Raw genomic sequence first — 26,527 nt, forward strand, 5'->3', positions numbered from 1 at the left:
AGCGCTGCCCCCGGACGAATGCCCTAAAGTGTCCTGGCTGTGTCCGGGGGCGCAGGCGCCGCGGGAGGACGGCGCCGCTATCGCGTCAGTCGATGGATTTGAAGGCCGAGTTCATCAAGGACAGAACATCCTCTTCGCTCATGCCCTCGGAGTTCCAGTACTCGGTGTAGATGTCCTGAAGCGCTCCGGCGAGATCCGGCGAGATATACATGCTGGTCGAACCGACATGGACCTTCGCATCGCTGGTCAGCTTGATCGCCTGCTGGCCGCAGGCATCCATCTGCGAGGCATCCACATCCGGCCGTACGGGAACGGACCCCTTGACGTTGTTGAACGCCACCTGGACCTTCGGATCGAGCATGGTGGTCGCCATCAGTGATTGGGCCTCGCGGTCCGCATCACTGCCGGTCTTCGGGAACACGAAGACATCGCCGGAGATCATGTAGGTCGAGCCGGGCAGGACGGCCGGGACACAGCCATAGTCCTTGCCGATTTCCTTCTCGGCCGCAATGAATTCGCCCTTGGCCCAGTCGCCCATGATCTGCATGGCGGCCTTGCCGGAAATGACCATATTGGTGGCGTCATTCCAGGACCGCCCCGGCGAACCGCTATCGGTTGCCCGCACCAGATCGCGCAGCCGCGTATAGGTCGACACCACCTGCTTCATCTCGTCAGATTCAAGCGCAGACAGATCCCGATCCTGGAACAGGCGCAGATAGAGATCCTGGCCGCCGATCGTCAGAAGAACCGCGTTGAAAGTCAGACGCTCCTGCCAGGCCTGGCCACCCAGTGCGAGCGGTACGATACCGGCTTCCTGGAGTTTCTCGGCCGCGGCAAAGAAGCTGTCCCAGTCGCTGGGCGGCTCCACACCTGCCTGTTCCAGGAGATCGATGTTGTACCAGAGCCAGTTGGAGCCGTGGATATTGACCGGCAGCGCATAATAATGGCCATTGCGCTTGACCAGATTGTCGATGATGGGCGGGAAAAGCTCGCCCCAGTTGCCGGCCTCCGCTTCGACATCGATATTGTTCAGCACGCCCGCGTCGATGAGCTCCTCGAACTCCCGCGATGTGTTGAACTGGCCAACCTGCGGCGGGTTTCCGCCCATCAGCCGGTTGGTCAGCATCGACTTCGCCATGTCGGTGCCACCGACACCGGAATCGATCCATTCGCCGCCGGCTGCATTATAGGCCTCGGCAAATTGCTTGATGGCCGCAGCTTCGCCCGCAGAGGTCCACCAGTGCAGCACTTCCGCCTTCTTGGTGTCGGCTAGGGCCGGCATGGCGACCGCCGCGACAGCAACACCTGCCAGCAGGGTTTTGATCAGTTTCATGTTCTCCTCCAGTGTCATCAGTTACCCACCCAGCGCACTCTCCTTCACCGCCTCTTGATGCCAGGCGGCATCAAGAGCTGCGGTGATGTCCTCCAGAAGCGCGGATGCACCTTCGAGCCCGGCAAAGAACCGGACCGAATTTTTCGAAATTTGGAATGCGTTCAAGGCGTTCGGACCCGAATCCTGCCGGTTGGCAATGGCAGCCGGCAGCACCAGGCTTTCAAACCCGCCCCAACTGACGCCAAGGCGGAAAATCCTGAGGGCATTGCAGAATGCCCGGATATCGACCCCCTCCTGAAACGTCAGGGTGAAGAGACCGCCCGCGCCGCTCAAGGTTTCGGGCAGCGGTTCGGCATGCCCGGGACGGTGAATTCTGGCAATGCGCGGATCGTCTTTCAGCCGCTCGACGATCCAGTCCGCGGTCTGCGTGTGCGCGTCGACACGCAGCGCCAGGGTGCGCAGCCCGCGCAGGATCAGGGAGGCTTCCATGGCTGACAGTTTGGCGCCAAGCAGCGGCACCGCCGTTGCGCGGATGCGGTCGATGTAAGTGGGATGACCGATGACGCATCCGGCAACGACGTCACTATGTCCTGAAAGATATTTTGAAGCGGAATGCACGACCAGATCGATGCCTGCCTCGATCGGTCGCTGCAGCACGGGCGACGCGAAGCTGTTGTCGGTCAGGGTGATGACGTTCTTCGCCCTGGCCAGCGCCGCAACCTTGCGAAGGTTCAAAGTCTCGAAAACGAAGCTCGACGGGTTTTCCAGGAAGAGCAGCGCTGCGCCCTCAAGGTGGTCCTGAAGAGCCTCCAGGTCCGACGCATCGACATAGTCCGTTTCGATACCAAAGCGCGGCAGCAGCACTTCGAACAGGCGATACGCATCTGAATAGGCATTTCGGATGCTGACAATCCGGTCACCAGCCTTGAGCAGCCCGAGCACCGCGCTGGAGATCGCCGCCATTCCGCTTGAAAACGCGATGGCCTTGCCGCCGCCTTCCAGCCTGGCCAGCTTGTCTTCCAGCAGCCGTACCGTGGGATTGCCGGTTCGGGAATAGAGGTCTGCGGAACTGGCACCGCTGTAACAGTCCTCAAGCGCCTCATAGGTCTGAAACAGGAAGGTCGAGGTCTGAAAAATCGGCGGCACCGCCGCGCTGAAGGCAGCTGCCGTCTCGTCCTGTGTCAGCACCAGATCCAGACCAGAGGTATGCCGCATGAGGTGTGCCCGCTCCATCAACAATTCAATTCACAAGACATCAGACGTCTGATGTCTTACCAAAAACATGTTTTGCCCACGGATTGTCAAGCGGGAAATGAGACGTGCTTCGTCGCTATGTCCGAAGGGTCCCGGTTTTCCGGGCTTTTTCGGGGTCGCTTTTTTCTGAAAATACGCTTCGACGTCACCTGGTCGGTCAGACAAACGCGGAGCAAAAACGGCAATGCCGCTTTGGCAGGCAAGAGAAAGACGACTGTGAATCGGCTCCTGACGCTGGTCTCAGCGGAGCAGCTGGAAGGATTTGCAACCGGACTGGAGCTGCATCAACCGTGAAACAGGCGCCAAAACAGGGGGCGGCTGGTGAACCGCCACTCTCAACAGCACCGTTCTGTCAATGTAGTAGGACGCTTACCGCCGTAGCAGGATCTCCGCCACCCTGCCACGGTCAGATGCAGGAAGGCTGGCAAGGTACCGCTGAAGCTGGCGCACTGTCGCTGTCTTTTGAAGGGTCAACGCGCTTAAGAGATACCCCGGTAACGGCAATGAGAGCATCAATGCCAGGCAGATGAACAGCAGCGGATCATAAAGGCGATGCTGCGCCGGCAAGGCAACAAACAGCACCAGCAGCCCGACGGTGCAGGCCCAGTAGACATGATCGCTCCAGAACGGATTGATCATGTTGGCTTCTCTGGAGAAATTGATTGCGACGATGTTGGCAGCAAAAACGCCTGCCAGCGCAACATAAAACGGATAGGGAAAAGAGGTCGGCAAGGCGTGAAAGGCCAGCGCATAGGCTGAGGCGAGACCGGCGCACAACACCACAGATCGAAAGGCCAGCGAAACGGCGATCCTTAATCCGCTCTCGGCCGGAAAGCGTTCCTCCACCAGCCGCCACTGCCTTGCTTGCTCGATCTGCATGTCGAGCTCGTTAGCTGTCTGACCAAAGGAGCTCGGTCGTTGGTTCCGCTGAAAAGGCATCTTGCGATCCGACACTGTTGACTGTTCGGCAGACGATCACGCTTGACCGCATCCTGCTTCCAGTGCGCCCGGGAAAGACCCTACGTTTCCGCAGCGAGGCCCGCGCACCGGTTCCTGTCAAACACCTACATCAGCGGACTTAAGAACAACTAAAAACCGAGAAAATTTCGAACCACAACCTGCTGAAAGCCCAACAAATGAGACCCGGTGTAGTCGGCCGCAGGCCCCCTGCCAGCCCTCAAGGCCAATGCCTTCAGGGAAGTGCAGTGCCTTCCCTCCACAGGATCAGGCACCACTTGACACCAGTCATTCCGGCTTGTGGCCATGTACAAGCATGGTCATGCCCGGGATCATCGGCTCGATCGCAATGTTCTTGAACCCGGCTGCTTCCATCAGTCCGGCGACATAGGAGCTGGTGATGGAGCGGGCCTCGGGATTGAATGCCGTGTGCTGGAGCTGCCAGAGGGCGGCCAGTTTCGGACCGTCGCGCGCCTCGTCCACCATGAAGTCATGCACCATGAAATCTCCGCCGGGGGTGAGAACTTCAAAGGCCTTGCGTACCAGCCGCGGGATGGATGTCCCCGGCACACCGGAAAAGAGATAGGACATCAACACCGCATCCGCATGTTCCGGCCAGGGATCCTTCAGAGCGTTGCCGGGCCGGTAGGCGATCCGGCTTTCCAGCTCTTCCTCGGCTATGAACTCCTCACCGACCTTCGCAACATTCGGGAAGTCCAAAATGGTTGAGCGCAAACGCGGATAAGCCTTGCACAACGAGATCGAGAACGCACCGGTGCCGCCACCAACATCGAGTAGCGTTTCGGCGGCCGACAGGTCGACCAGCTTGGCAAGTCCCCGCCCCGGCCCCAGCGAACCGGCATGCTGGGATCTTGAGTAAAGTCGCGCCTCTTCCGGATCGCTGAACCAGTCTTCGTAAGAGGCCACCTGGTCCTCCTCGAGCGTATCGGTCAGCGCTTCATTGAGTTGTGTCAGAAACGGGTACATCTGCTTGTCGATCTGGAAGCGCAGATAGTCGCCGAAGTCATATTTGCGCCCCTTGACCAGAAAGGCCTCGGCAGCCGGGGAATTCGTGAAAGCATCGCCTTCCTTGCGCACAAGCCCCAGACTGGTGAGCGCTGTCAGCAGCGTGGTCGCCCGGTCCGGGTCGAGATCGCTTTTCTTGGCCACATCTGCAGGAGACAAGCTTTTCTCGGAAAGAACAGAAAACAAATCGACATGAAGTGCAGAAAAAAGTGCCTTTGACCCCATAAAACCAAAGGCAATATCAGAAATTTCTTCAGCCGTTTCCAGTGACTTCGCTTCGGCCATAATTGATCCTCCTCAGAAATTCTGAGTTAAAAATGTACAGAGCTCTCCCGGACAGGGAAAAATTCTTGAGAATGGTCAATTATAACTATTGTGCAGCGCAATGCAAATTGCACCGATAACGGCAGCCGGCAGCTGCCTGACCGAATTCGCTTGAAGATTTCAGACCTGCAATTCACCTTCGCAAGGTTCGACCGCCACAGCGCCAGATCTGGTCCAGTTTTGAAGGGATGACCGATGCACATCACACCCCGTTTTCTCGGTCTCCCGCATCATTTGCCTGGAGACCGACCAGCCAAAGCAGTTCTTTTCGGGGCCGGCCATGGCACGACATATCCCGGCCAGGACAGCAGCGGCCATGCGCTTGCAGCCGACGCCATCAGGCGCGCCAGCCAGGAAGACGCCGGGCTTGTCGACCGTTGGGATTTCGACCTGGGCGGTCCTTTGTTCAACGGCAACCCCGTGTGCTGCATCGACGCGGGCAACGTGCCAAGCTCCATTGATGACGCCGCCGGGAACCGCGCACGGATCGAACACATGATCCGAGAGGTGCTGAAGCGACCGGCTGTTCCTGTCCTCATCGGCGGTGACGACAGCATTCCGATCCCGTTTCTGGCCGGATTCGCCGATCATGGTCCCCTATGGGTCATGCAAATCGACGCACATCTGGATTGGCGGATCGAGGTCGGCGGCGAACCTTACGGCTATTCCAGTCCCATGCGTCGCATCAGCGAGATGCCGCATGTTGCGGGCATGGTGCAGGTGGGGCTCCGGGCCGTCGGCAGTGCCGGCAACGAGGAAGTGGCAGCGGCGCGGCAATTCGGCAGCCGCTTCGTGACCGCCCGTGAAATTCACGAGCGGGGGCCGCATGCAGCGCTCCAGCACATTCCGGAGGGCACGCGCTGCGTGGTGACGCTGGACTGCGATGGTCTGGACCCGTCGATCATGCCGGGTGTGGCGGCACGCACGCCGGGCGGACTGTCCTACACGCATGTGATCGATTTGATACAGGGGCTGGGCAGACGGGCGAGGATCGCAGGTTTTGACCTGGTGGAGTATTATCCACCCGCGGACATCGACAACATGACCGCACTCACCGCGTCACGGATCGTGGTCAATGCCCTTGGCACGATTGTACGGCAAACCTGAAACCCGGGTGCCATCGCAAACACATATGAGCTGTCCGGCGATTTGTGTTTGCCACCACCTGGCGACGGGATCTTTCGGCCTCAAAGACTGCGTGCAAACAGGACTTCGTCGCGGATCTCGATACCGTAGTCGCCGCGCAGCGGAATTTCCGGCTTCTTTTCGCGCTCGGCATCGATCACCCCCTGGGCGATCCGCTCCAGGCGGAAGCCGCGGCGCTGATAGAAGCGGAAGGCATCCAGGTTGTCATTGGAGGTGCGCACGGTCAGCCGGTCAATGCCGCTGGCTTTCGCGTCGTCGACAACTGCATTGAGAAGCAGCGTTCCGGTACCATGCCAGCGATTGAGTGAATCGAGCGTCAGGATTTCCCATTCCTGCTCACGTTTGATCAAGGTGACCAGACCCACAAGTTCATCACCGGCATAGGCAACGAAACCCGGCAGCGATGACGCATCGACGATTTCGCCGTCAAGCAGCATTTCAGGTCCTGCCCAGCGCTCGGCCAGAAGCTGGTAGACGGCGTCCTTGTCGTCCTCGGTGATCCGGCGTGTGACGATGCTCATGACCTGCCCTCAGCGGTGAAGTATACGTGACGACAGCGGTGTCCGCGCCTGCCAGCGTGCCCGTTCCAGTTCCGGATCGATATGCTCTTCTTCCGGAAATCCGACGCATAGATAAGCCACGAGCCGCCAGCTTTCGTCAACCTGCAGGATTTCCGAGACCTTTTCAGGGTCGAGGATCGACACCCAGCCGACCCCCACCCCTTCCGCCCTGGCCGCCAGCCAGAATGTGTGGATCATGCTGACCGTGGAATAGGCCAGCGTCTCCGGCATGGTCATGCGGCCGAGCCCGTGCCCCTGCTCCGGATCCTCGTCACTGAAAACCGCCAGATGCACCGGTGCTTCCTTGAGGCCCGCGAGCTTGAGTTGCCGATAGAGCTGTGCCTTGTCGTTGTCGTAGCTTTGGGCAGCTGCTTCATTTTCAGCTTCGAACGTTGCGATGATCTCGCCCCGTTTCTGCGCGCTGTCGACGATCGCAATCCGCCAGGGCTGGCTGTTGCCAACGGACGGCGCAAGATCGGCCAGCTCCAGCAGATGGTGCAGTGTTCCTTCCGGCAACGGATCCTGTCTGAACCGGCGCACATCCCGCCGCCACTTCAAAAGGGTCTCGAAATCAGTGCGAAACCGTTTGGAAAAGTCCGGTTTGGCGCCGTCGCCCGCTTGTCCTCCCGACATGGCGGCTCAGTGACCCGGAAATTCCACCAGCGTGCGCACCGGCACGTTGAGGGCTTCCAGCTTCTTTCGGCCGCCCAGGTCCGGCAGGTCGACGATGAAACAGGCGGCCTCGATATTCGCGCCCATCGAGCGAAGCAGCTTGCAGGCAGCTTCAGCGGTGCCGCCGGTCGCGATCAGGTCGTCCACCAGGATGACATGGTCGCCCGGACGGATGGCATCCTTGTGCATTTCCATCTCGTCCAGGCCATATTCCAGCGAATAGGCGATGCGCACGGTTTCGTGCGGCAGCTTGCCCTTTTTGCGGATCGGCACGAACCCGGCCGACAGCTGGTGCGCCACCGCGCCGCCAAGAATGAAACCACGCGCCTCGATGCCCGCGACCTGCTCGACCTTGGAGCCGGCCCAGGGCTGAACAAGCGCATCGACGGCCCGGCGAAACGCGCGTGCATTGCCCAGAAGCGTCGTGATGTCCCGGAACAGGATGCCCTCTTTGGGATAGTCCTTGATCGTGCGGATGGCGCTGATCAATTCATCCTGGATCGTCTGTTCGGTCATCACATGTCTTTCTTTTAAAAGCGTTCCGGCCGAAGCCCCCGGCCGGTGGTTATACCAAGTTTCCGCCGGTGGTCGAAGCCAATTCAGATGGACAAATGGGTTAGTCCCGGTTCAGCACACGCCCGGCCACTGCGTCGAGTTTTGCAACCAGTGCCGGATCGCGTTTGTCCGGTGCGGTCATGAAGGCAAACTCCAGCGCCGTGTCGGAGCCCGCCGGACAGGACTGGTGCTCTTTCGGCAGATCCCGCGCCACCCGGGCCACGAGGCGCTGCGCATTCTCCGCATTGTCGTGCAGGACCTTGATGATCGCCTGAATGTCGACTTCGCCGTGATCGGGATGCCAGCTGTCATAGTCGGTCACCATGGCAACGGTCGCGTAGCAGATCTCCGCTTCACGGGCGAGCTTGGCCTCCGGCATATTGGTCATGCCGATGACGTCGCATCCCCAGGACCGGTAGAGATGACTTTCGGCCAGCGAAGAAAACTGCGGACCTTCCATCGCCAGGTAGGTGCCACCTTTCGAATAGGCAAGGCTTTCCGCCTCCGCTGCCGACGCCACCGCATCCACCAGCTTGGGACTGACGGGCGTCGCCATGGAGACATGCGCAACACAGCCGGTTCCGAAGAAACTCTTCTCGCGGGCGATCGTACGGTCAATGAACTGATCAACCAGCACGAAGGTACCGGGAGCATGTTCTTCCTTGAGCGAACCGCAAGCCGAAACGGACAGCAGATCGGTGACGCCGCAGCGCTTCATCACATCGATGTTGGCGCGGTAGTTGATCGTCGTCGGAGAATAGACATGCCCCCGGCCGTGGCGCGGCAGGAACACGATTTTCAACCCGTTGATCGATCCGATACGCACCTGATCGGAAGGCGTTCCCCAGGGGCTTTCGACCGAGATCCACTCCGCGTCTTCCAGACCGGGAAGGTCATAGATGCCGGATCCGCCGATAATGCCCAATACTGCGTCTGCCATAACCGCTCCCAATCAAATCAGAAAACCGGTGCTTCGTCGCACCGGATGCCAGCAAGGTTTATTTCAACTGATCGGCGATGGCGTCAAGGCCGGCCTGCGCGCATTTGGCCTCATTTTCACTGCCGCCACCTCCGGCAACCCCGATCCCGCCAAGCAGCGTTCCGGAAGCCGTCACGATGGGCAGGCCGCCACCGAGCGGCACCACGCCCGGCATGGCACTCAGATCGCCGGCGCTGCCCGCCGCGACCTGCTGTTCCAGCTCCTGGGTCGGCATGTTGAAAGACGCCGCGGTCCGGGCCTTGGAGCGGGCGGCCTCGGTCACCTGTGCACCGCCCATATTGTTGCGCAAGGTCACCTGCTCGACACCGAAGCGGTCGACCACCGCAGCTCCCGCCTGAAATCCGGCTTCATTACAGACCTCCACGGCCCGCAGGGCAGCGCGCATCGCGAGCTGAAGATCCAGCACCTCGACCGTATGCGTTGCAGCGGACTGGGAACTGGCCGGTGCGGGAAGCAAAACAAACAACAAGACAATGAATGCTCGACGCATGCGTCACCTCAAAAAAGAAAAAGCCGCCGGAAAAACCGGCGGCTTTCATCATGCACTGTCACCGCGAGCAATCAATGCTCAACGTTGCGCCAGAGTTTCTTCTTCGTGAAGTACAGCAGGCCGGCGAAGACGATCAGGAAGATCATGACCCGGAAGCCGATCTTCTTGCGCTCTTCCAGATGCGGCTCTGCAGCCCACATCATGAACGCGGCAACGTCCTTGGCATACTGGTCCACCGTCATCGGCGTGCCGTCGGTGTATTCAACAGCCTCGTCATAAAGCGGCGGAGCCATGGAGATGAACTGGCCGGCCAGGAAGGAGTGGTTGTAGTACTGGCCTTCCGGAACCTCGAGCCCTTCCGGCGCATCCACATAACCCGTCAGCAGCGAGTAGATGTAGTCCGGGCCGTTTTCCTGGTACTGAGTGAAGATGTCGAACACGAAGCCCGGGAAACCGCGCTGAGCGGCACGGGCTTTCGCCAGCAGCGAGAAATCCGGCGGGTAGGCGCCGTTGTTGGCTGCACGCGCTGCCTGCTCGTTCGGGAACGGAGACGGGAAGCGGTCGGCCAGAATGGCCGGACGGTCATACATGTCGCCGAAATCATCCGGGCCATCGACAACGGTATACTCCGCTGCAATCGCCTTGGCCTGATCCTCGGTAAAACCGGGACCGCCGTCTTCCGCGAGATTGCGGAAGGCAACGAATTTCAGGCCGTGACAGGCCGAACAGTTCTCGCGATAGACCTTGAAGCCGCGCTGCAGCTGGCCACGGTCATAGAAACCGAACGGGCCGGAAAACGACCACTGCTGGTAGTCGATTTCAACCTTGGCGCCAGCTGCCATGGCCGGTGTTGCGATGGCAAGAGCTGCCACCGCCGCGAGGGAACGAACCATATTGATCATGGTGCTCATTGTCTCAATTAACTCCTGATCCGGTTCGCGTTACTTCGTGTCCGGTGCGGCAGCCGCACCAGCCGGTGTACCTGAACCACCCTTCAGAACCGCTTCGGAGATCGAGGCCGGCAGAGGTTTCGGCTTCTCAAGGAAACCGAGCATCGGCAGGATGATCAGGAAGTGGGCGAAGTAGTAGGCAGTGAAGATCCGCGACAGGGTCACGTAGATGCCTTCTGCCGGCATGGCGCCAAGGTAGCCAAGGGCCACGCAGACGGCTGCGAAGATCCAGAAGAACTGCTTGAACAGCGGACGGTAGGCGCCGGAGCGAACCTTGGACGTGTCCAGCCAGGGCAGGATGAACAGGACCGCGATCGCACCGAACATCAGCACAACGCCGCCAAGCTTGTCCGGAACCGCACGCAGGATCGCGTAGAACGGCAGGAAGTACCATTCAGGCACGATGTGTGCCGGGGTCACCAGCGGATTGGCCTCGATGTAGTTGTCGGCATGGCCCAGATAGTTCGGCAGGTAGAAGGCGAACCAGGAGAAGAGCACCATGAAGACGATGATCGCGAACAGATCCTTGACCGTGTAATACGGGTGGAATGGAACGGTGTCCTGCTTGGTCTTCGGCTGCACGCCCGTCGGGTTGTTGTTGCCCGTGGTGTGGAACGCCCACACATGCAGCAGAACCACGCCGAAGATCATGAACGGCAGCAGGTAGTGCAGGGAGAAGAACCGGTTGAGCGTCGGGTTGTCGACCGCGAAACCGCCCCACAGCCATGTCACGATGGTCTCGCCGACCAGCGGGATGGCGGAGAACAGGTTGGTGATAACCGTTGCGCCCCAGAAGGACATCTGACCCCAGGGCAGAACGTAGCCCATGAAGGCGGTGCCCATCATGATCAGGAAGATGATCACACCCAGGATCCAGGAGATCTCGCGCGGCGCCTTGTAGGAACCGTAATAGAGACCACGGAAGATATGGATGTAGACGGCGATGAAGAACATCGATGCACCGTTGGAGTGCAGATAGCGCAGCAGCCAGCCGAAGTTCACATCGCGCATGATGTGCTCAACGCTGCTGAACGCCATTTCCGTGTTCGGCGTGTAGTGCATGACCAGCACGATCCCGGTCAGGATCTGTGCGATCAGCACGAAAAAGAGAATGCCGCCGAATGTCCACCAGTAGTTCAGGTTTTTCGGCGTCGGGAAATCCACGAAGGAACCGCGAACGAGCGAAATGACCGGCAGGCGGCTTTCCAGCCACTTTGCCGCAGCGCTCTGCGGTACATAGTTTGAGTGTCCAGCCATGGCTGCCTCCTAAAAAATGCTTGCCGTTAGCCGATCTTGACGGTCGAGTCGCTGACGAACTCGAGCGGCGGAATGAGCAAATTCTCGGGAGCCGGTCCTTTACGGATACGGCCGGCGGTGTCGTAGTGGGAGCCGTGGCAGGGGCAGAACCAGCCGCCGAACTCGCCGGCGTCGCCAATCGGCACACAGCCAAGGTGGGTACAGATACCGACCTGAACCAGCCAGTTTTCCTTGCCCTCGACGCCGCGGTTCACATCCGTTGCTGCAGCATCGGCCGGAAGGTTGGCGTTTCGTGCCAGCTGGTCCGGCAGATCGCCGACCGGCACGGCCTTGGCCTCTTCCACTTCCGTCTCGGTGCGGTTGCGGATGAATACCGGCTTTCCACGCCACTGTACTGTAATTGATTGCCCCTCTTCCACGGCGGACACGTCAACCTCGATGGAGGCCAGCGCCAATGCGGAGGCGTCCGGGTTCATCTGGTCGATAAAGGGCCATGCCAGCGCGCCGGCGCCCACAGCGCCCATGGCGCCGGTCGCAATGTAGAGGAAATCGCGGCGGGTCGGTTCCGCCTGATCCGTATGTGCCAAGGTCGCGTCCTCTCGAAACCTGTTCTACCTGTACCGAAAGCCCGCAACAGGTCCGAATTCCCTTCTTGCCCAAGAAGAGAGCGGAACCATGCCGGGCTTTTCGGGGGCCAAGTACAGTGAAACTCTGCACTGGCCAAGCGGCTTGTCTTTTTGCACCCTTCGATACGCTTGTCCAGTTCAACAAACGTGTCGAAACGCATATGTCGCAGGCAAATCCACCACCGCGCCGCTTTTCTGCCCTTTTTTTGCAAACAAGCGCAAGACCGGAATTCAAATGAATCCCGGCCCCGCTGGTTTTCTAACGCTTTTAGGCTGCCTGAACAGAGGACAAAAAGCCGCCGGACTGGTGCTGCCACAGCTGTGCATAGAGGCCATTCCGGTCCAGAAGCTCCTGATGGGAGCCCTCTTCGATGATTCGACCCTGATCCATGACAATCAGCCGGTCCATGGCCGCGATGGTCGACAGGCGGTGTGCAATGGCAATCACCGTCTTGCCCTTCATCAGTTCGAACAGGCTCTCCTGGATCGCCAGCTCGACCTCTGAATCGAGCGCCGACGTCGCCTCGTCGAGGACAAGGATGGGGGCATCCTTCAGGAGAACACGCGCAATCGCGATACGCTGGCGCTGACCACCGGACAGTTTGACACCACGCTCACCGACATGGGCATCCAGCCCGGTGCGACCGTTCAGATCGGTCAGGTCCTTCACGAAGTCCGCAGCATGGGCCTTTTCAATGGCCGCCTCCACGTCCGCGCGGCTGACATCCGGCTTGCCATAGGCAACGTTTTCGAGGATCGAGCGGTGCAGCAACGAGGTATCCTGCGTCACCACACCGACATTGGCCCGGATATCATCCTGGCGCACCCCGGAAATGTCCTGACCGTCGATCACGATCCGCCCGCTTTCCAGGTCGTAGAACCTCAGAAGCAGGTTGATCAGCGTCGACTTGCCGGCTCCGGAGCGACCGATCAGACCGATCTTCTCGCCTGGCTTGATCGCCAGGTCGAGCTTCTCGATCACGCCGGTCTGTTTGCCATAGTGAAAGCCGATGCCCTCAAACTGGATCTCTCCCTTCGGGACCTCCAGGGCCACAGCGTCCGGCGCGTCCGTGACATCCCGCTCCCGCGAGATCGTGTTGATGCCATCCTGAACGGTGCCGATGTTCTCGAACAGACCGGACACTTCCCACAGGATCCATTGCGACATGCCCTGAAACCTCAGGACAAGCGCAACGGCAACCGCGATTTCGCCCGTCGTCACCTTGCCGGCCTGCCACAGACCGATGGACATGCCACCGACTGCAAACAGCAACATCATGTTGAGTGTCGTCAGGGTGATGTTCATGCCCGACACCAACCGCATTTGCAGAAATACGGTCTTCAGGAACGATGTCATCGAGGTCTTGGCATACTCTTCCTCCCGCTCGGCATGCGAAAACAGCTTCACGGTGGAAATGTTGGTATAGGCGTCGACGACATGGCCGGTCATCAGCGAGCGGGCATCCGCCTGGTCCCTGGACACGTTCTTCAGTCGCGGAATGAAGATCCGCATCGTGATCAGGTAACAGCCGAGCCAGGCGACAAACGGGATCAGGAAGTAGAGACTGGCTTCCGCGACCACGAACAGGGCAGCCACGAAATAGACGGCCACATAGACCAGGATGTCCGCAATCCGCGTGACGACCTCCCGGACCGCCAGGGCCGTCTGCATCAGCTTGTTGGCAATCCGCCCGGCAAAATCATTCTGATAGAAGGATATGCTTTGCCGCAGCAGGTATCGGTGCACACGCCAGCGCACCGACATGGGATAAGTGCCCATCAGCCCCTGGTGAAACAGCATTTCCCAGAAGGCTGCAAAGGCGGGCAGCAGCACCAGAACGACAAGGCCCATCCAGAGGAGCTGTCGCCAGTTGTCCTGGAAGAATGTTTCCGCGTCTTCCGTGCTGAGCCAGGTCACCAGCTCCCCCAGAAACGTGAAGATCATTACTTCCAGAACGGCAATGATTGCACCAAGAACGGACACGCCGGCCAGGATTGGCCAGACCGGCTTGGTGTAGTACCAGCAAAAGGCCCAGAAGCCTTTTGGCGGCACATCAAGTTCGGTATTTTCAAACGGATCTACGAGTTTTTCGAAACGTTCAAACATGGTCATCTCTCCGACCCGCTCAACCGTAACACGGCAAGGTGGGTCAAGGCATTCTCCTGATCAAAGGAGCGAGCGACGGGGCGAAGCGTGCGGTTTGACGCCAACATCAGGAGGCTCACCACGAAGCTTGTGAATGCCAGGGCCAGGATGAACGTGCCCCAGAACAGCGCACCGAGCTGGTCCGCAAAAACTGAGGCAGGCATCAGGCGTCCGGCAACTTCAAGCGCTTCGATCCGGCTCAGGTTGTAGATAAAGACCGGAATGAAAAACACAACGGCGGTTGCGAATGTCGCCCCCAGAAACACAGCAGCAGCGGCAAACAGCCGGCGCATGCGCTGAAAACGTCCTGGTTCCGGTTCTTCCGGCAGGGATACGTCGAAATCCGGGCGGTCTGCGAGCGCAGACAGGTCCGGTGAATAATGGACTGACATCGGATCGTCTCCGAAAAGGGATCGTTTTGGATGGTGACGGCAGACAGGCGCAAAACGACTGCAGCCAGCAGGCACGGCTTCAGCCGGTCACCGCAAATCTTGGATTTTGAAAGAAGGCTCGCTGCCTCCTAGCGGAGGCGGGCAGAGATCCTCGGGCAACCCGCAAGGGCGACAAACGGGTGGATCATGCAACGATCTATCATGTAGCCCTCCTGGTTGCGCAGCCGGGCGGCTGCTTGGGATAAAAAATCAGCCGTCTGCAGCTGACGATTGTGGTGGTAACTGCTTTTGAGTGGCTTGGGAAGGGCAATTGCGTCATTTCGCTGCATGAGGTCGAAACCTGTTGCCCAACCGCCACAGCCAATGAACACGCTATTGAACGCGCTTGTCCTGATCCGCATCGAGCTTCAGGTCGAAAGCCCGCATGTGCAGCTCCGCCTCGCGCGGTGACATGGGAGGAGAGACAACCTCCCCCTGGATCCTCTGGCACCCGAATTCCTTCAGAATGTCGAGTTGCTCGGATCGATTGACGCCAGTCGCACAAGCCTCAAGCCCCAGGTTTCCCGCAAGGCGGATTACAGACTGAACCAGCTGCCGCATATTGTCCTGCTCTTCCATGCCAGCCACCAGCTCAGGACAGATCTTGAGCATATCCGCGTCCAGACGGATCAGCTGACCGGCGCCTCCGTGTCCACCGCCGAACTCATCGACAGCGACCCGGCAACCGGTTGCGGACAGATCCTCTATCACGCCCACCAGGCCTTCCGGCTCATCGAAGCGGATGATCTTTTCATCCAGTTCGACAATGATATCGCTTGTCGGAATGGCGACATCCTCGCTCATCTGCCGGATTGCGTCCATGACGCCGGGTTGCTTGAGACCGACATCGGTCAGGTTGACCGACAGGAAAAACGGGACGTTTGAGGCTTCGCGCAGACGCTTTACCTCTGCCAGGCCGCGGCGAAGCGCAAAAAGCTCTATCTGGGCAAGTCGGCCAGTGTCTTCCTGACGTGACAGCAACCTTACCGGGTCGACAAGACCGTCCGTCGGATGCAGCCAGCGCGCATAGACCTCGTAGCCGACGATTTGCTGGCGCTTTAAACAATATTGCGGCTCCATCAACAGGCTCAGGTCACCTGTCTCCAGATCCTGATCCAACCGCGCCAGAACCATCCGGCGCTGCCGGTGGGCGGCACCGATCGCATCTGTGTACCAGGCGAAGCAGTTGCGGCCTGATTTTTTCGCCGCATAAAGCGCAATATCCGCGCGATGAATCAGTTCTGAAACACTTGCGTTGGCCGGATCAGCCAGGACCAGTCCTACGCTGCCCGCCACGCGCAGCTTCTGCCGGTCAACGGTAATCGGCCTGGAAAGCCCCCGCAGAATCTCCGCTCCCAGATGCTCCATTTGCTCCGGACCGGTCGGCTCGTGAACAACCGCGATGAATTCATCGCCGCCAATCCTGGCCACGAACCCCTCGGGTTCGAGCACCGACTTCAGTGTTCTGGCCGCCTGGCACAGCACCGCATCGCCAGCACTATGGCCATGGTGATCATTGATGTCCTTGAAGTGATCGAGATCCACATGAATGATGCCGATCTGCCCCGCTCCACCAGCACCGGTCGAACCCCTCTCCTGCAGATAAGCCGACATCTTCGCCCTGTTGGCGACCCCTGTCAGATCATCATGCTCGGCTTGATACTTCAGGCGCGTGCGGGCTTCTTCCAGTTCCTTGACGTGTTCGACCTGAGAGGTGACATCCCGGCAGATCAGGATGATCTTGGTGTCCTCGTCCGTTTCTCCCTCCACCACGGCGAAGGTCAGTTGATTCCAGAAAAGCTCGCCGTTCTTTCGGCGATTTCGGATCAGCTCGTGCACCCCGGACTGAACCTTGCTCAAATCATATTTGAAACTTGCGATCGTCTCGGGAGACAACTCGTTTTCCGGTGCAAGGATGAATTCCTGCGGCCGCCTGCCCCGGATTTCGTCGGCCGCATACCCTGTTATCCGTGTGTAGGCAGGGTTGGACCATTCGATATGTCCATAGATGTCCTGCATGATCAGGCCCTCATGGACGTGTTTCACGACCATGTTCAGGACCGCAGTATCATTCCCAAAGCTGGAGTTTTTCTTGGCGTCGGCCCGGCTCGCTTGCCTGCGGCCGGCAAAAAACCCTATCGCAAGGAACGCAAGGGCTATTCCCAGGCAGAACACCACATGATCTATCGGCAAATATGCCAAGTCGCCTGTCATATTCCAGCTTCAGCTCAGGTTTAAATCAGGCTTTATTTTATCCGCGCAATTCTGAACCAATCTCTAAACAATAAATCGCCATCTCTCCATATTAGTAGTTACACCAATACGGACTTTCATCTAAGTAAGATCCACTACGCTGCGCGCACACTCTGCAGGAATTGCTGGACCTGCTTCTGCAGATTGCCGGACAAATTGCCGAGTTCGGACGCTGCCCCATGCATTTCACGGGTCGCCGATTGGCTCTTCTGCATCGATCCGCTCAGGGCCTCAACGCAATCTGCGGCAAGTTCGGAACCAGAGCGCGCCGTCTGGGCGTTGCTGCTGATCTCCTGCGTCGCAGTTGTCTGCTCTTCAACCGCCTCCCGGATTTTCCCGGAAATCTCGCTGACCCGGCCGATGGTTTCCGCTATCGAACGAATGGCGGTTTCCGATAGTTCGGCGACTTCCTGAACCGAGGCAACCTGCGCGGAAATGTCGTCAGTGGCCTTGGTGGTCTGCTCTGCAAGCGCCTTCACCTCGTTTGCCACAACAGCAAAGCCGCGCCCGGCCTCACCCGCACGGGCTGCTTCGATGGTCGCATTCAGGGCCAGCAGGTTCGTCTGGCTAGCAATCTGGCTGATCAGTTCAACAATCTCGCCAATCGCCCGCCCGGTCTCGGACAGACGCCCGACGATCTCGTCGGTTTTCCGCGCCTCTTCCACCGCGACGCTGGCGATGTCCGTCGCCTGGTCAACATCTTCACGCACCCGGTTCAAGGACCCGGACAGCCGTTCTGCCGACCCGGTAACAATCTCGACCGATCCGCTGGTATCGGACGTTGCCGTATGGACCTGAGAGACAGCTTCAAGGGATGAGTTCACGGCGTCATTGAGGTCCGCGGAATTGTCCTCAACGCTTTGCGCCGCTTTCGAAAGCGCGGACACAACGCCGATGACCGATTTTTCAAAATCGTCCGCGACGTCCTGCATCAAGGCTTTGCGCTCTTCGCTCAGCGTTTCCTGATGTGCGAGTTCCTTGCGGGCCTGATCTTTTGCCCGTTCTGCCAGATCTGCCCGAAAGGCTGTCACCGATCGGGCAATGGCACCGATTTCGTCGCTGCGGCCTTCACCCTCGATCTGGATATCAAGATCGCCGGAGGACAATCTGTCGAGGCCATCCTGCAGACGTGCCAGGGGCCGTGCAAGCCCCACGGCAAGGACGACCGCAAAACCGAGAAACGCCAGCCCCACGGGTGAAACGACCAGTCCGATTGTAATCATCTGATCGAGAATCAAGGTATCGATCTGACGGGCGACATCGCCCGACAGAAACTGTTCAGCGCCCTTCGGCGTGCCGAGTTGTCCAATGATTGCCTGACGGAAAGTGTAGAAAGCAAATGCGGTGCCGGCCATCATGATAGCTGCTGCGGTGAGCACCATGGCAACAAATCGGCCCTTGATTGAAAGCGTCACGAGAATTCCCCGGTAATGTCACTGATCCTGGAATAGGCCATTCGCTTGGCTTGTCTCAGGCGGGCGAAATACTACCGCGATGCACGTAAAAATTCAGTAACGCGCCAGGGCTGGGGAAAATACGTACACGTCTTTAAGACACCACTCACGTCTGTCAAACGAGCAGTCTGGTCAGCAAATATCCGAGGCTTGCGGAAATGGCAGACAGAAACGTTCCCCAGGCCACATCGACCACGGCCACGATCACCGGCCAGTTTTTGAGCGTGGCGTAGTTTGTCACGTCGTAGGTGGCGTAGGTAAAGAACCCGAACAATGCACCATAGGTGATCGCGGTCACGATGCTCTCGTTCCGCAAGGCCGGCGCAACGGCGAAGATGACGATGCCGATCACATAGATGACATAGAACACGCCGGCCGCGGCGAGGTTCGGCTTCTCCATCAGGAGGTGTCCGATCCGGTCGAAGTAGAAACGGGTGGCAACTTGTGTCAGCCAAACATAATCGATGGCGAGAAACACAAGGGCCGTCGTGACATAGGCGATGATAAGCTTGAGCATGGAAATCTCTGTTGCGGTCTGGATGTTCTACGCCCACCGCCCCTTGCCGGATCAGATAAACGCCGATCTTGTGGAGCTTTCCGTACCGGCTCTCAGACAGGCTCTGTTTGAGATTTCAGGAAACCACCCGATTGCCGGTGCCAGAGCTGTGCATAGAGGCCATCGGTTTGCTGCAGCAGGGTCTGGTGTGTTCCCTGCTGCACGATCCGGCCTTTGTCCATGACAATGAGGCGGTCCATGGCCGCGATCGTCGACAGGCGGTGTGCAATTGCGATCACCGTCTTGCCGGTCATCAGAGCCTGAAGATTATCCTGGATCGCCGCTTCGACTTCGGAATCCAGCGCCGATGTCGCCTCATCGAGTACCAGGATCGGTGCGTCCTTCAAAAGCACGCGTGCAATCGCAATCCTCTGTCGCTGTCCACCGGACAGTTTCACGCCGCGCTCGCCCACAAAGGCATCCAGTCCCCTGCGCCCGCGCTTGTCTTCCAGCGCCTCGACAAATGTCAGCGCATGCGCCCGGCGCGCTGCTTCGACAATCTCGTCTTCGCTGGCTGTGCTGCGCCCGTAACCGATATTCTCCCGGATGGACCTGTGCAGAAGCGACGGGTCCTGGGTCACCATGCCGATGGACCGGCGCAGGCTCTCCTGACGAACGGTCCGGATATCCTGCCCATCAATCAGAATACGGCCACTCTCAACGTCGTAAAAACGCAGAAGCAGGCTTGTGATGGTGGTTTTCCCGGCACCGGAAGGCCCGACAATGCCAACGCGCTCACCGGGTTCTATGGACAGGTTGAGGTGATCGATAACACCTCCTGCCTTGCCATAGTGAAAGCGGATGTTTTCAAAGGAGATGGGGCCCTTGGAGACCTTCAGGTCAAATGCTTGTGGGCCATCGCTCAAAGCGATCGGCTTGACCACCGTCTCCATGCTGTCCTGCATTGACCCGAATTGCCGGAACAGGCCGTTGAGCTGATTGAACAGGCGGTTCAGCAGAATGTTGAGCCTGAGGATCAGGCTGAGGGCAAAGGCGACATGTCCGGCGCTGATGCCGCCATCCTGCCAGATCTTGAGCGCCATGCCGGCGATTGCAACGATCAGCAACCCGTTGATGAAGGACATCGTCATCCGGATCGAAGTCAGCAAACGGGTGAACACCTTCATCTTGTCGAGAAAGCCCTCGACGGCACCGCGCGCGCCGCGGTTTTCCTCTTCAAGGGATCCAAAAAGCTTGACCGACTGAATGTTCGTATAGGTGTCCACGAGCCGGCCGGTCACTCCAGAATAGGAATGGGCGAGATCTTTCGCGGCAACACGCACACGAGGAACGAAAGTCAGCGCTGCCACGGCAAAACAGGCGAGCCACAGCGCAACCAGAAGCCCCAGACGGAGATCAAGTTCGGTGATCAGCACAAGCGTTGTAAGGGCATAGACAACAATGAACCAGGCAACCTGAAGCAGGTTGATCATGAAGTCACCCGCGGACATGCCGGACTGCATGACCTTCTGTGAAAGCCGTCCTGCCAGATCGTCCTGAAAGTAGCTCAGGCTCTGTTTCATGACCCGTTGATGGCATTGCCAGCGCACCAGATTGAAGAAACCTGGAACGACGGTCTGTTCTTCCACCAGCGCCATCAGGGAATTGACGATGACCCGAACCACAAGCACAACGAACGCCATTCCGGCCAAGGTCCAGCCATGGTCGGAAAAGAACGTCTCCCGGTTGCCGTTTTCAAGAAGGTCGACCAGGTCGCCAAGAAAGTTGAAGATGGCGACTTCGACAAAGGCAGCTGCACCCCCCAGCGCCAGCATGGCCGCAAACGGCCAGCGCACCTGAGATACGAAATAGAACAGGAAGGCGATGCCGCCGCGCGGCATTTCGGCTTTGGGCGGCTCCCGGAACGCATCGATCCAGGATTCAAAAAGGCGGAACAACGGGGACACGGACAAGTTCCAAAAAAGGGGAAACGATTCTCGTCCCTATCCTACGCAAGCGAGCAACGGTTGGCCCAACGAAAAGAACGGGCCACGAAAACAGAGGCCCATCGGCGCATCAGTTCACCAAATTCTGGAAGATGATGCGGTCAATGCTGCCGTCCAGTTTCATTTCTTGCAGCACACGGTCCAGCTCCCGCTTGAACTTGTCAGCAGTTTGCTTGTCCCAGGCCTCGGAAAACCCCACATGGGCCGCCTCGTAGGTCAGCTGTTTGACCGGTTCGATCATATCGTAAACGTGTTTGCTCAGGATCGGATCCACCACGGACTTGTCCTGCACATAACAATCGGCGCGCCCGTAGTGAAGCAGCTTCAGGTTAAGCTCTGTGGTCTGTTCTTCGTTGAGAAAGATCTTGCCCTCGCCAACCAGGTCGAAAAATGCAGGGCCAGGGGTTTCAAATCCGCTGTTGTTGCCAAAAACAAGTCCCGTAAAATCGTCGGGAAACACCCAGCTGTTGTCAGCCACGCCCTTGCGGCAATAGACAAAAACGCTCTCATACGTGATGACGTCGGAGTATAGGCTGAGCCAGGGACGCTCCTTTGGTCTGTAGTAAGTGCCAAGGAGGGTGTTGATACGACCGCTGGCAACGAGATGCAGGGCACGGGACCAGGGCAGGGCTTCCAACTCGATTTGGTAACCCGGCAAACGCCGGTCGACCTCATAGATGATTTCAGCATAGACACCACCCGGTCCCGAAGGCGTTTGCATCATGTAGGGTGGAAAGCCAGAGTCCTGCACCATGGTGACGGTCTCAACCGTCAACTCTTTCGCAGCGGCCACCGGGCCGCACATGATCAAATATGCCGACAGAAACTGCAGAACTGCTCTGGAGAGAAACGCGTGCACGCCTCTTTTCCCATCACTTGAAACCTTGACCACAATACCGGTGTTTCCGGTGACCGCCTACAGAAACGGCGTTGCAAAACCCTTCCCCTCAGCCTGTGCTGGCATGCCGCCCGGGATTAGATTGCCCCAGTGGGAATGCTTGCCCCCATCCAGGCCGCGACGGGAGCGGGGCAGCGACTGCGCAACACGAGCAATGTGTCGCTGTCCCTCCAGGAGAAACGAGTCATTCAAGCCATTCCGTCATTCTCCACATTTTCTTGAGGAAAGAGCTCTAACCGCCAACGTAATTCTTGATGATCTTGTCGATCGTGCCGTCGGCTTTCATGTCCTTGATCGCCTTGTCCATGGCCGCGATGAAGGCTTCAGCCTCCGGTCCGGTCCAGGTCTCGGTATAGCCGATGAAAGACTCTTCCGAACTGGCATCTGTCACGCGTTCGACATTGTCGATGCCACCCGCATTGATCGCGATTTCCGCCGAGAGGCGTTCCTGCACATAACAATCGATTCGACCTGCGGAGAGCTTCTTCAGGTTCTGTTCCGTGCTCGGCGCTTCCTGAAGCGTGATGTCACCGGCTTCAACCATGGCAAAGAACTTGGCGCCGGGTGTCTGGAAACCGGTATTGTTGCCGAAGGTCAGTCCCTTGTAGTCGTCCGGGTAGGTCCAGTCCGCCTTGGCGACACCCGGATGGCAATAGACGCTGACCTGTTCTGTCATGGCCGGTTCGGAATAGGTTGCGATCCAGGGGCGCGCCTCCGGCTTGTAGTATGTTCCGACCAATCCATGGGCCCTGCCCTTCTCGACCAGTCCCACGGCCCGCGACCATGGCACGGCATCCAGCTTGAACGAGATACCGTCCATCCGCCGGCCGGCCTCTTTCACCACATCAGCCCAGATCCCCGACGCATCCGCGCCCTCTTTCAGCATGTAGGGCGGATAGGCCTCATCCTGAACGAGCACGATCTCCGCGGCCAAGGCCGGCCCGGAAACGGCGCCCATAAGGAGAAGAGTTGAAGCAAATAGGGAATGCAATTCACGGTACATATTTGATTACTCCTCACTACTTGCGATTTAGCGCGCAAATATTGTGCAGCGAGAAGTTTCTCCAAACATTAAGCCGAGTAATTACCAGCAGTAATCGCAATAAGATAATCAAAAAATCTTCAAGCCACGTCAGCGTATTTACGAAGACCCCAGGTAAGCGCTGATGATGCGGTTGACCGACCCGTCCTGGTGCATTTCTGTAAGCACACGATCCATCTCGACAATGAAGGCATCCGCCTCGGCACCAACCCAACTCATGGAATAGCCGATATGTGCCGTTTCTGAACTGATGGTTTGCACCCGCTGCACATTCTTCAGTCGGTTTCGGCGGATTTCCCGCTCGGCCGTGAGCTGTTCCTGCACATAGCAATCAAGCCGGCCGAGCTCCAGCATATTGAGGTTCATCTCCGTCGTCTGCGCTTCGAGCAGCGTGATATCACCGGCTTCGACAAGTTCGAAGAAACGCGCGCCTGGCGTCCGGAAACCCGTGTTGTTTCCGAAAGTGAGCCCCCTGAAATCTTCCGGATAGGACCAATCCTGCCGGGCAATACCCGGCCGACAATAGACACTGACATGTTCCGTGAACAAGGCTACGGAAAAGTGCCGGATCCAGGGTCTCACAACCGGCCTGTAATAGGTGCCGACCAGTCCCTGTGCCCCGCCGCCACGAACCAGCTCTATTGCCCTTGGCCAGGGAACCGCTTGCAGCGCAAACTCACTTTTTTGAAGCCGCTCGCCGGCCTCATCCAGAATGTCGCTGTAGACCCCGACGGCGTCTATCTGCTCCGCGCCCATGTAGGGCATATAGGAATCGTCTTGAACAAGCAGAACCTGCTCCGCGGCTGCATCAGCTGTCTGCATCAAAGACAGCAGCAGAATAAACGAACAAAAGGCAAATCGTCTCTCTCGCATCGACACCTGCCGCCGCGGCCTCCTGGTGAAACGCAGACACACAAATTAACGTAGCGTCATTAAGGAAATTTTACGGAAACCACCGAAAGTCGCTGTCAACTTGGCGTGACGACCAAACCAGCCTGTGCTGCAAGACCGGGTCACTTGCTTTGCGCTGCGGGTGTTCAGCTGATATGCCCCGCCCCATTGAGCTTTCACACAGGACACCATGCCCGACATCGCGCTTTATCAACCGGACATTCCACAGAACACCGGAACCATCCTGCGTCTTGCCGCCTGCATGAATGTGCGGGTGCACATCATCGAACCCGCCGGGTTTCCGATATCCGACAGTGCGCTCAAACGGGCGGGCATGGACTACCTGGAGCGCGCGGCCATGACCCGGCACATCTCATTTGACGAGTTCGAGGCCTGGCGCAAACCGCTCAGGAGGCGCATGGTGCTTTTGACCACCAAGGCGACTGACACCTACACCGGGTTCCGGTATTTCGCCGATGATATTCTCTTCCTGGGCCGCGAAAGCACCGGCGTTCCGGACAGCATCCACGAAACGGCAGACGCACGGCTGACCGTTCCGATGGTCGAGGGCATGCGATCGATCAACGTCGCGGTCACCTGCGGCATGGCACTCGGAGAAGCCTTGCGGCAAACAGGCACATTTCCTAGAAGCACAGGGTAGTGTTTTTGAAGGCACCGCGTCAGCGGTTGCACATTTCTTTGCTTAGGACGATGTCATGAACGCACCTTCCCCCGAAAACCGCGGCGGCCCCATTCCGGATGGCATCGACGACAAGAAAACCACCGCGCCCGCCTGGTTCAAGGAGTTGCGCGACCGGATCTGCCAGGCGTTCGAAGACCTGGAAGACGAACTCGGCACGTTGAACGGGCCGCTTGCCGACCAGCCGGCCGGCCGGTTCGAACGCACCCCCTGGGAGCGGACCGACAGCACCGGCGCAAAGGGCGGCGGCGGTGTCATGTCCATGATGCACGGCCGCGTTTTCGAAAAAGTTGGCGTTCATATCTCTACGGTCCACGGCGAGTTCTCGCCCGAGTTCAGGGGGCAGATCCCCGGTGCCAACGAAGATCCCCGTTTCTGGGCCTCCGGCATCAGCCTGATCGCCCATCCGCAGAACCCGCATGTGCCTGCGGTTCACATGAACACCCGTATGGTGGTCACGACACGGCAATGGTTCGGCGGCGGTGCCGACCTGACACCGGTTCTCGACGCAAGGCGCACGCAGCAGGACCCGGATACCGTCAGTTTTCACGAGGCGATGCAGACGGCCTGTGACGCCCATGACGTAGCCGACTACGGCGCCTACAAGACCTGGTGCGACGACTATTTCTTCCTGAAACACCGCAATGAACCGCGCGGCATCGGCGGCATCTTCTACGATTATCTCAACAGCGGTGACTGGGAGGCCGACTTTTCCTTCACCAAGGATGTCGGCCTGGCCTTTTTGAACATTTATCCCGAGCTTGTACGCCGCAACTTCGAAAAGACCTGGACGGATACCGACAGGGAGGAACAGCTGGTCCGGCGCGGGCGCTATGTCGAATACAACCTGCTTTACGACCGTGGCACGATTTTCGGGTTGAAGACCGGCGGCAACGTCTCTTCGATCCTGTCCTCCATGCCGCCTGTGGTGAAGTGGCCCTGACGGTTCCCGCCGCTTTGCGGTAAAGCCACTAGGCTCGGCTGATGTCGCCGAAGTCCCGATCGATAACCATGCGCGCAAACTGGTTCAGCATGTCCTGATCCAGTTTCTTGCCCATTTCCTTCATGGTGCCGAGCGCGGCCCGCACCGGCAGACCGTCCTTGTAGGCGCGTGTTTCGGTCAGGGCCGTAAAGATATCGCAGATCGTCATCAGCCGGACTTTGGGTGAGACCCGGTCGCCCTTGAGACCATCCGGATAGCCCGACCCGTCGAGATATTCATGGTGCTGGATCGCCATCTTTTTGATGTCGAACGGCACTTCGAGCCTCGGTTTCAGAATATCCCGGCCGAACTGCGGGTGTTTGTCGATGATCTTCCGTTCTTCCTCGGTCAGCTTGTCCGCCTTGTCGAGAATGGTAAGCGGGATCCGCATTTTGCCGATATCATGCAGCAGACCGCCTGCAACGACCTCCAGGCAGTCGGCCTTGCTCCAGCCAAGATGACCGGCAAACGCCCCCGCAAGCCCGGCAACCATCAGGGAATGGCAGTAGGTCGGGCTGTGATGGGCCTGCACGGCGTCGATCCAGGATGACATGCCGTCGAGCTCAAGAGCAGACAGAACCTCAGCTGCGCTTTCATTCAGCAGGTTGATCTGGATTTTCGACCCGTCAGCCGTCGACAGGGCAAGGCTCTCCAGGAAGGCATTGCCCTTTCGATAAGCTTCCAGGGTCGTCGCCGGAACACGTGCCGGCACGTCGCCCAGAGGGTCGAATTCGACCTTTCCCTTGATCGTGCGCAAGAGCAGCGCCAGCGGTGTCTCGCGCTCCAGCACCTGGGTCTTGCCCAATGCCGACGCCTGGATGACCTCGCGCCGGTTCTTCCGGTCCGCAAGGCAGATCACCGGTATCTCGGCAATGCTGTCCCAGGAATTCTTCAGGGCAGTCAGCCCGGCATCGGTCGCATTCAGAAGTTCCACCACGCCAATTCTTGCGTCTCCCACTGTGCGGGGCGAAACCTTGGCCATGTGAACAAGCCGTGCCGGAAAGAAGAACGGCAATTTCCTGACCGGGCTTTCAAGCGGAAGCGGACCGTCCGATATCAGAACAATTTCCATTCGCTC

At 58.7% G+C, this 26,527-nt stretch carries 26 protein-coding genes; 4 read left to right on the forward strand and 22 right to left on the reverse strand.

The features are described from left to right. Nucleotides 1-85: 85 nt before the first annotated feature. The 4 genes from ACO6TG_RS08140 to ACO6TG_RS08155 all read right to left on the reverse strand — a co-directional run bounded on the left by ACO6TG_RS08140 (nt 86) and on the right by ACO6TG_RS08155 (nt 4,855). A complete protein-coding gene (locus tag ACO6TG_RS08140; RefSeq protein WP_422377712.1) occupies nt 86-1,333 on the reverse strand; it encodes an ABC transporter substrate-binding protein in 1,248 nt (415 codons plus the stop codon). Between the two features lie 21 nt (nt 1,334-1,354). Further along, nucleotides 1,355-2,548 (reverse strand): aminotransferase class I/II-fold pyridoxal phosphate-dependent enzyme, encoded by a 1,194-nt coding sequence (locus ACO6TG_RS08145; RefSeq protein WP_422377713.1) that lies wholly within the window; start codon nt 2,546-2,548, stop codon nt 1,355-1,357. A 408-nt stretch (nt 2,549-2,956) separates the two neighbouring features. Further along, nucleotides 2,957-3,466 (reverse strand): hypothetical protein, encoded by a 510-nt coding sequence (locus ACO6TG_RS08150; protein ID WP_422377714.1) that lies wholly within the window; start codon nt 3,464-3,466, stop codon nt 2,957-2,959. A 366-nt stretch (nt 3,467-3,832) separates the two neighbouring features. After that, nucleotides 3,833-4,855, reverse strand: coding sequence for a methyltransferase (locus ACO6TG_RS08155; RefSeq protein WP_422377715.1), 1,023 nt, complete (start codon nt 4,853-4,855; stop codon nt 3,833-3,835). Between the two features lie 234 nt (nt 4,856-5,089). Here ACO6TG_RS08155 and ACO6TG_RS08160 point away from each other — a divergent pair, with 234 nt between their 5' ends. Then, nucleotides 5,090-6,001 (forward strand): agmatinase, encoded by a 912-nt coding sequence (locus ACO6TG_RS08160; RefSeq protein WP_422377716.1) that lies wholly within the window; start codon nt 5,090-5,092, stop codon nt 5,999-6,001. Between the two features lie 80 nt (nt 6,002-6,081). Here the strand turns inward: ACO6TG_RS08160 and ACO6TG_RS08165 are convergent, their stop codons facing one another. The 11 genes from ACO6TG_RS08165 to ACO6TG_RS08215 all read right to left on the reverse strand — a co-directional run bounded on the left by ACO6TG_RS08165 (nt 6,082) and on the right by ACO6TG_RS08215 (nt 16,746). Next, nucleotides 6,082-6,561, reverse strand: a complete 480-nt coding sequence (locus tag ACO6TG_RS08165) for a GNAT family N-acetyltransferase (RefSeq protein WP_422377717.1) — start codon at nt 6,559-6,561, stop codon at nt 6,082-6,084. 9 nt (nt 6,562-6,570) lie between these two features. Further along, the gene (bluB, locus tag ACO6TG_RS08170; protein ID WP_422377718.1) at nt 6,571-7,233 is read right to left on the reverse strand and encodes a 5,6-dimethylbenzimidazole synthase; all 663 of its coding nucleotides are present in this window, start codon (nt 7,231-7,233) and stop codon (nt 6,571-6,573) included. 6 nt (nt 7,234-7,239) lie between these two features. Beyond that, a complete protein-coding gene (locus ACO6TG_RS08175) occupies nt 7,240-7,788 on the reverse strand; it encodes an adenine phosphoribosyltransferase (RefSeq protein ID WP_094071961.1) in 549 nt (182 codons plus the stop codon). Nucleotides 7,789-7,888: 100 nt separating this feature from the next. Next, a complete protein-coding gene (locus tag ACO6TG_RS08180; RefSeq protein ID WP_422377719.1) occupies nt 7,889-8,767 on the reverse strand; it encodes an S-methyl-5'-thioadenosine phosphorylase in 879 nt (292 codons plus the stop codon). 58 nt (nt 8,768-8,825) lie between these two features. Then, a complete protein-coding gene (locus tag ACO6TG_RS08185) occupies nt 8,826-9,317 on the reverse strand; it encodes a GlcG/HbpS family heme-binding protein (RefSeq protein WP_422377720.1) in 492 nt (163 codons plus the stop codon). Nucleotides 9,318-9,388: 71 nt separating this feature from the next. Continuing rightward, nucleotides 9,389-10,228 carry a cytochrome c1 gene (locus tag ACO6TG_RS08190; protein WP_422377721.1) on the reverse strand — a complete coding sequence of 280 codons (840 nt, stop codon included), beginning with the start codon at nt 10,226-10,228 and terminating at the stop codon, nt 9,389-9,391. Between the two features lie 30 nt (nt 10,229-10,258). Further along, nucleotides 10,259-11,524 (reverse strand): cytochrome b, encoded by a 1,266-nt coding sequence (locus ACO6TG_RS08195; RefSeq protein WP_422377722.1) that lies wholly within the window; start codon nt 11,522-11,524, stop codon nt 10,259-10,261. A 26-nt stretch (nt 11,525-11,550) separates the two neighbouring features. Next, a complete protein-coding gene (gene petA / locus ACO6TG_RS08200; protein ID WP_094071966.1) occupies nt 11,551-12,111 on the reverse strand; it encodes a ubiquinol-cytochrome c reductase iron-sulfur subunit in 561 nt (186 codons plus the stop codon). 307 nt (nt 12,112-12,418) lie between these two features. After that, nucleotides 12,419-14,257 (reverse strand): ABC transporter ATP-binding protein, encoded by a 1,839-nt coding sequence (locus ACO6TG_RS08205; RefSeq protein ID WP_422377723.1) that lies wholly within the window; start codon nt 14,255-14,257, stop codon nt 12,419-12,421. Between the two features lie 2 nt (nt 14,258-14,259). Continuing rightward, nucleotides 14,260-14,688 (reverse strand): hypothetical protein, encoded by a 429-nt coding sequence (locus tag ACO6TG_RS08210; protein ID WP_422377724.1) that lies wholly within the window; start codon nt 14,686-14,688, stop codon nt 14,260-14,262. Between the two features lie 372 nt (nt 14,689-15,060). Then, nucleotides 15,061-16,746: a putative bifunctional diguanylate cyclase/phosphodiesterase gene (locus ACO6TG_RS08215; RefSeq protein WP_422377725.1), complete on the reverse strand. Its 1,686-nt coding sequence runs from the start codon at nt 16,744-16,746 to the stop codon at nt 15,061-15,063. Between ACO6TG_RS08215 and ACO6TG_RS08220 the strand changes: the two genes are divergently transcribed. Continuing rightward, entirely contained in the window at nt 16,726-16,965 is a 240-nt protein-coding gene (locus ACO6TG_RS08220; protein WP_422377726.1) for a hypothetical protein, read from the forward strand. The genes ACO6TG_RS08215 and ACO6TG_RS08220 overlap by 21 nt on opposite strands. A gap of 110 nt (nt 16,966-17,075) precedes the next feature. Here ACO6TG_RS08220 and ACO6TG_RS08225 read toward each other — a convergent pair whose 3' ends face one another. The 6 genes from ACO6TG_RS08225 to ACO6TG_RS08250 form a co-directional block, all read right to left on the reverse strand. Further along, entirely contained in the window at nt 17,076-18,395 is a 1,320-nt protein-coding gene (locus tag ACO6TG_RS08225; protein ID WP_422377727.1) for a methyl-accepting chemotaxis protein, read from the reverse strand. A 154-nt stretch (nt 18,396-18,549) separates the two neighbouring features. Beyond that, a complete protein-coding gene (locus ACO6TG_RS08230; protein WP_422377728.1) occupies nt 18,550-18,951 on the reverse strand; it encodes a DUF2177 family protein in 402 nt (133 codons plus the stop codon). A gap of 92 nt (nt 18,952-19,043) precedes the next feature. Beyond that, entirely contained in the window at nt 19,044-20,903 is a 1,860-nt protein-coding gene (locus ACO6TG_RS08235) for an ABC transporter ATP-binding protein (RefSeq protein WP_422377729.1), read from the reverse strand. Nucleotides 20,904-21,006: 103 nt separating this feature from the next. Next, entirely contained in the window at nt 21,007-21,690 is a 684-nt protein-coding gene (locus ACO6TG_RS08240; RefSeq protein ID WP_422377730.1) for a substrate-binding periplasmic protein, read from the reverse strand. A gap of 376 nt (nt 21,691-22,066) precedes the next feature. Beyond that, the gene (locus ACO6TG_RS08245; RefSeq protein ID WP_422377731.1) at nt 22,067-22,837 is read right to left on the reverse strand and encodes a substrate-binding periplasmic protein; all 771 of its coding nucleotides are present in this window, start codon (nt 22,835-22,837) and stop codon (nt 22,067-22,069) included. Nucleotides 22,838-22,975: 138 nt separating this feature from the next. Further along, nucleotides 22,976-23,698 carry a substrate-binding periplasmic protein gene (locus tag ACO6TG_RS08250; protein ID WP_422377732.1) on the reverse strand — a complete coding sequence of 241 codons (723 nt, stop codon included), beginning with the start codon at nt 23,696-23,698 and terminating at the stop codon, nt 22,976-22,978. A gap of 259 nt (nt 23,699-23,957) precedes the next feature. On the opposite strand from ACO6TG_RS08250, the gene ACO6TG_RS08255 reads away from it, so the two are divergent. Beyond that, a complete protein-coding gene (locus ACO6TG_RS08255) occupies nt 23,958-24,428 on the forward strand; it encodes a tRNA (cytidine(34)-2'-O)-methyltransferase (protein ID WP_422377733.1) in 471 nt (156 codons plus the stop codon). 55 nt (nt 24,429-24,483) lie between these two features. Then, entirely contained in the window at nt 24,484-25,410 is a 927-nt protein-coding gene (gene hemF, locus ACO6TG_RS08260; RefSeq protein ID WP_422377734.1) for an oxygen-dependent coproporphyrinogen oxidase, read from the forward strand. A 28-nt stretch (nt 25,411-25,438) separates the two neighbouring features. Here the strand turns inward: hemF and ACO6TG_RS08265 are convergent, their stop codons facing one another. Further along, on the reverse strand, nt 25,439-26,521 hold the full coding sequence (locus tag ACO6TG_RS08265) for an HD-GYP domain-containing protein (RefSeq protein ID WP_422377735.1): 1,083 nt from the start codon (nt 26,519-26,521) through the stop codon (nt 25,439-25,441). Nucleotides 26,522-26,527 lie beyond the last annotated feature (6 nt).

This window comes from Roseibium sp. (assembly GCF_965233565.1).
Lineage (GTDB): Bacteria > Pseudomonadota > Alphaproteobacteria > Rhizobiales > Stappiaceae > Roseibium.

Bases quoted from the DNA above. Each gene is read 5' to 3' on its own strand.
- hemF (WP_422377734.1), top strand. From the start codon at position 24,484: ATGAACGCACCTTCCCCCGAAAACCGCGGCGGCCCCATTCCGGATGGC.
- ACO6TG_RS08175 (WP_094071961.1), bottom strand. From the start codon at position 7,788: ATGACCGAACAGACGATCCAGGATGAATTGATCAGCGCCATCCGCACG.
- ACO6TG_RS08165 (WP_422377717.1), bottom strand. From the start codon at position 6,561: ATGAGCATCGTCACACGCCGGATCACCGAGGACGACAAGGACGCCGTC.
- ACO6TG_RS08190 (WP_422377721.1), bottom strand. From the start codon at position 10,228: ATGAGCACCATGATCAATATGGTTCGTTCCCTCGCGGCGGTGGCAGCT.
- ACO6TG_RS08210 (WP_422377724.1), bottom strand. From the start codon at position 14,688: ATGTCAGTCCATTATTCACCGGACCTGTCTGCGCTCGCAGACCGCCCG.
- ACO6TG_RS08265 (WP_422377735.1), bottom strand. From the start codon at position 26,521: ATGGAAATTGTTCTGATATCGGACGGTCCGCTTCCGCTTGAAAGCCCG.
- ACO6TG_RS08150 (WP_422377714.1), bottom strand. From the start codon at position 3,466: ATGCAGATCGAGCAAGCAAGGCAGTGGCGGCTGGTGGAGGAACGCTTT.
- ACO6TG_RS08215 (WP_422377725.1), bottom strand. From the start codon at position 16,746: ATGCAGGACATCTATGGACATATCGAATGGTCCAACCCTGCCTACACA.
- ACO6TG_RS08245 (WP_422377731.1), bottom strand. From the start codon at position 22,837: ATGTACCGTGAATTGCATTCCCTATTTGCTTCAACTCTTCTCCTTATG.
- ACO6TG_RS08195 (WP_422377722.1), bottom strand. From the start codon at position 11,524: ATGGCTGGACACTCAAACTATGTACCGCAGAGCGCTGCGGCAAAGTGG.
- ACO6TG_RS08220 (WP_422377726.1), top strand. From the start codon at position 16,726: ATGTCCATAGATGTCCTGCATGATCAGGCCCTCATGGACGTGTTTCAC.
- ACO6TG_RS08205 (WP_422377723.1), bottom strand. From the start codon at position 14,257: ATGTTTGAACGTTTCGAAAAACTCGTAGATCCGTTTGAAAATACCGAA.
- bluB (WP_422377718.1), bottom strand. From the start codon at position 7,233: ATGTCGGGAGGACAAGCGGGCGACGGCGCCAAACCGGACTTTTCCAAA.
- ACO6TG_RS08140 (WP_422377712.1), bottom strand. From the start codon at position 1,333: ATGAAACTGATCAAAACCCTGCTGGCAGGTGTTGCTGTCGCGGCGGTC.
- ACO6TG_RS08145 (WP_422377713.1), bottom strand. From the start codon at position 2,548: ATGCGGCATACCTCTGGTCTGGATCTGGTGCTGACACAGGACGAGACG.
- ACO6TG_RS08250 (WP_422377732.1), bottom strand. From the start codon at position 23,698: ATGCAGACAGCTGATGCAGCCGCGGAGCAGGTTCTGCTTGTTCAAGAC.
- ACO6TG_RS08160 (WP_422377716.1), top strand. From the start codon at position 5,090: ATGCACATCACACCCCGTTTTCTCGGTCTCCCGCATCATTTGCCTGGA.
- ACO6TG_RS08255 (WP_422377733.1), top strand. From the start codon at position 23,958: ATGCCCGACATCGCGCTTTATCAACCGGACATTCCACAGAACACCGGA.
- ACO6TG_RS08185 (WP_422377720.1), bottom strand. From the start codon at position 9,317: ATGCGTCGAGCATTCATTGTCTTGTTGTTTGTTTTGCTTCCCGCACCG.
- ACO6TG_RS08155 (WP_422377715.1), bottom strand. From the start codon at position 4,855: ATGGCCGAAGCGAAGTCACTGGAAACGGCTGAAGAAATTTCTGATATT.
- ACO6TG_RS08240 (WP_422377730.1), bottom strand. From the start codon at position 21,690: ATGGTGCAGGACTCTGGCTTTCCACCCTACATGATGCAAACGCCTTCG.
- ACO6TG_RS08230 (WP_422377728.1), bottom strand. From the start codon at position 18,951: ATGCTCAAGCTTATCATCGCCTATGTCACGACGGCCCTTGTGTTTCTC.
- ACO6TG_RS08180 (WP_422377719.1), bottom strand. From the start codon at position 8,767: ATGGCAGACGCAGTATTGGGCATTATCGGCGGATCCGGCATCTATGAC.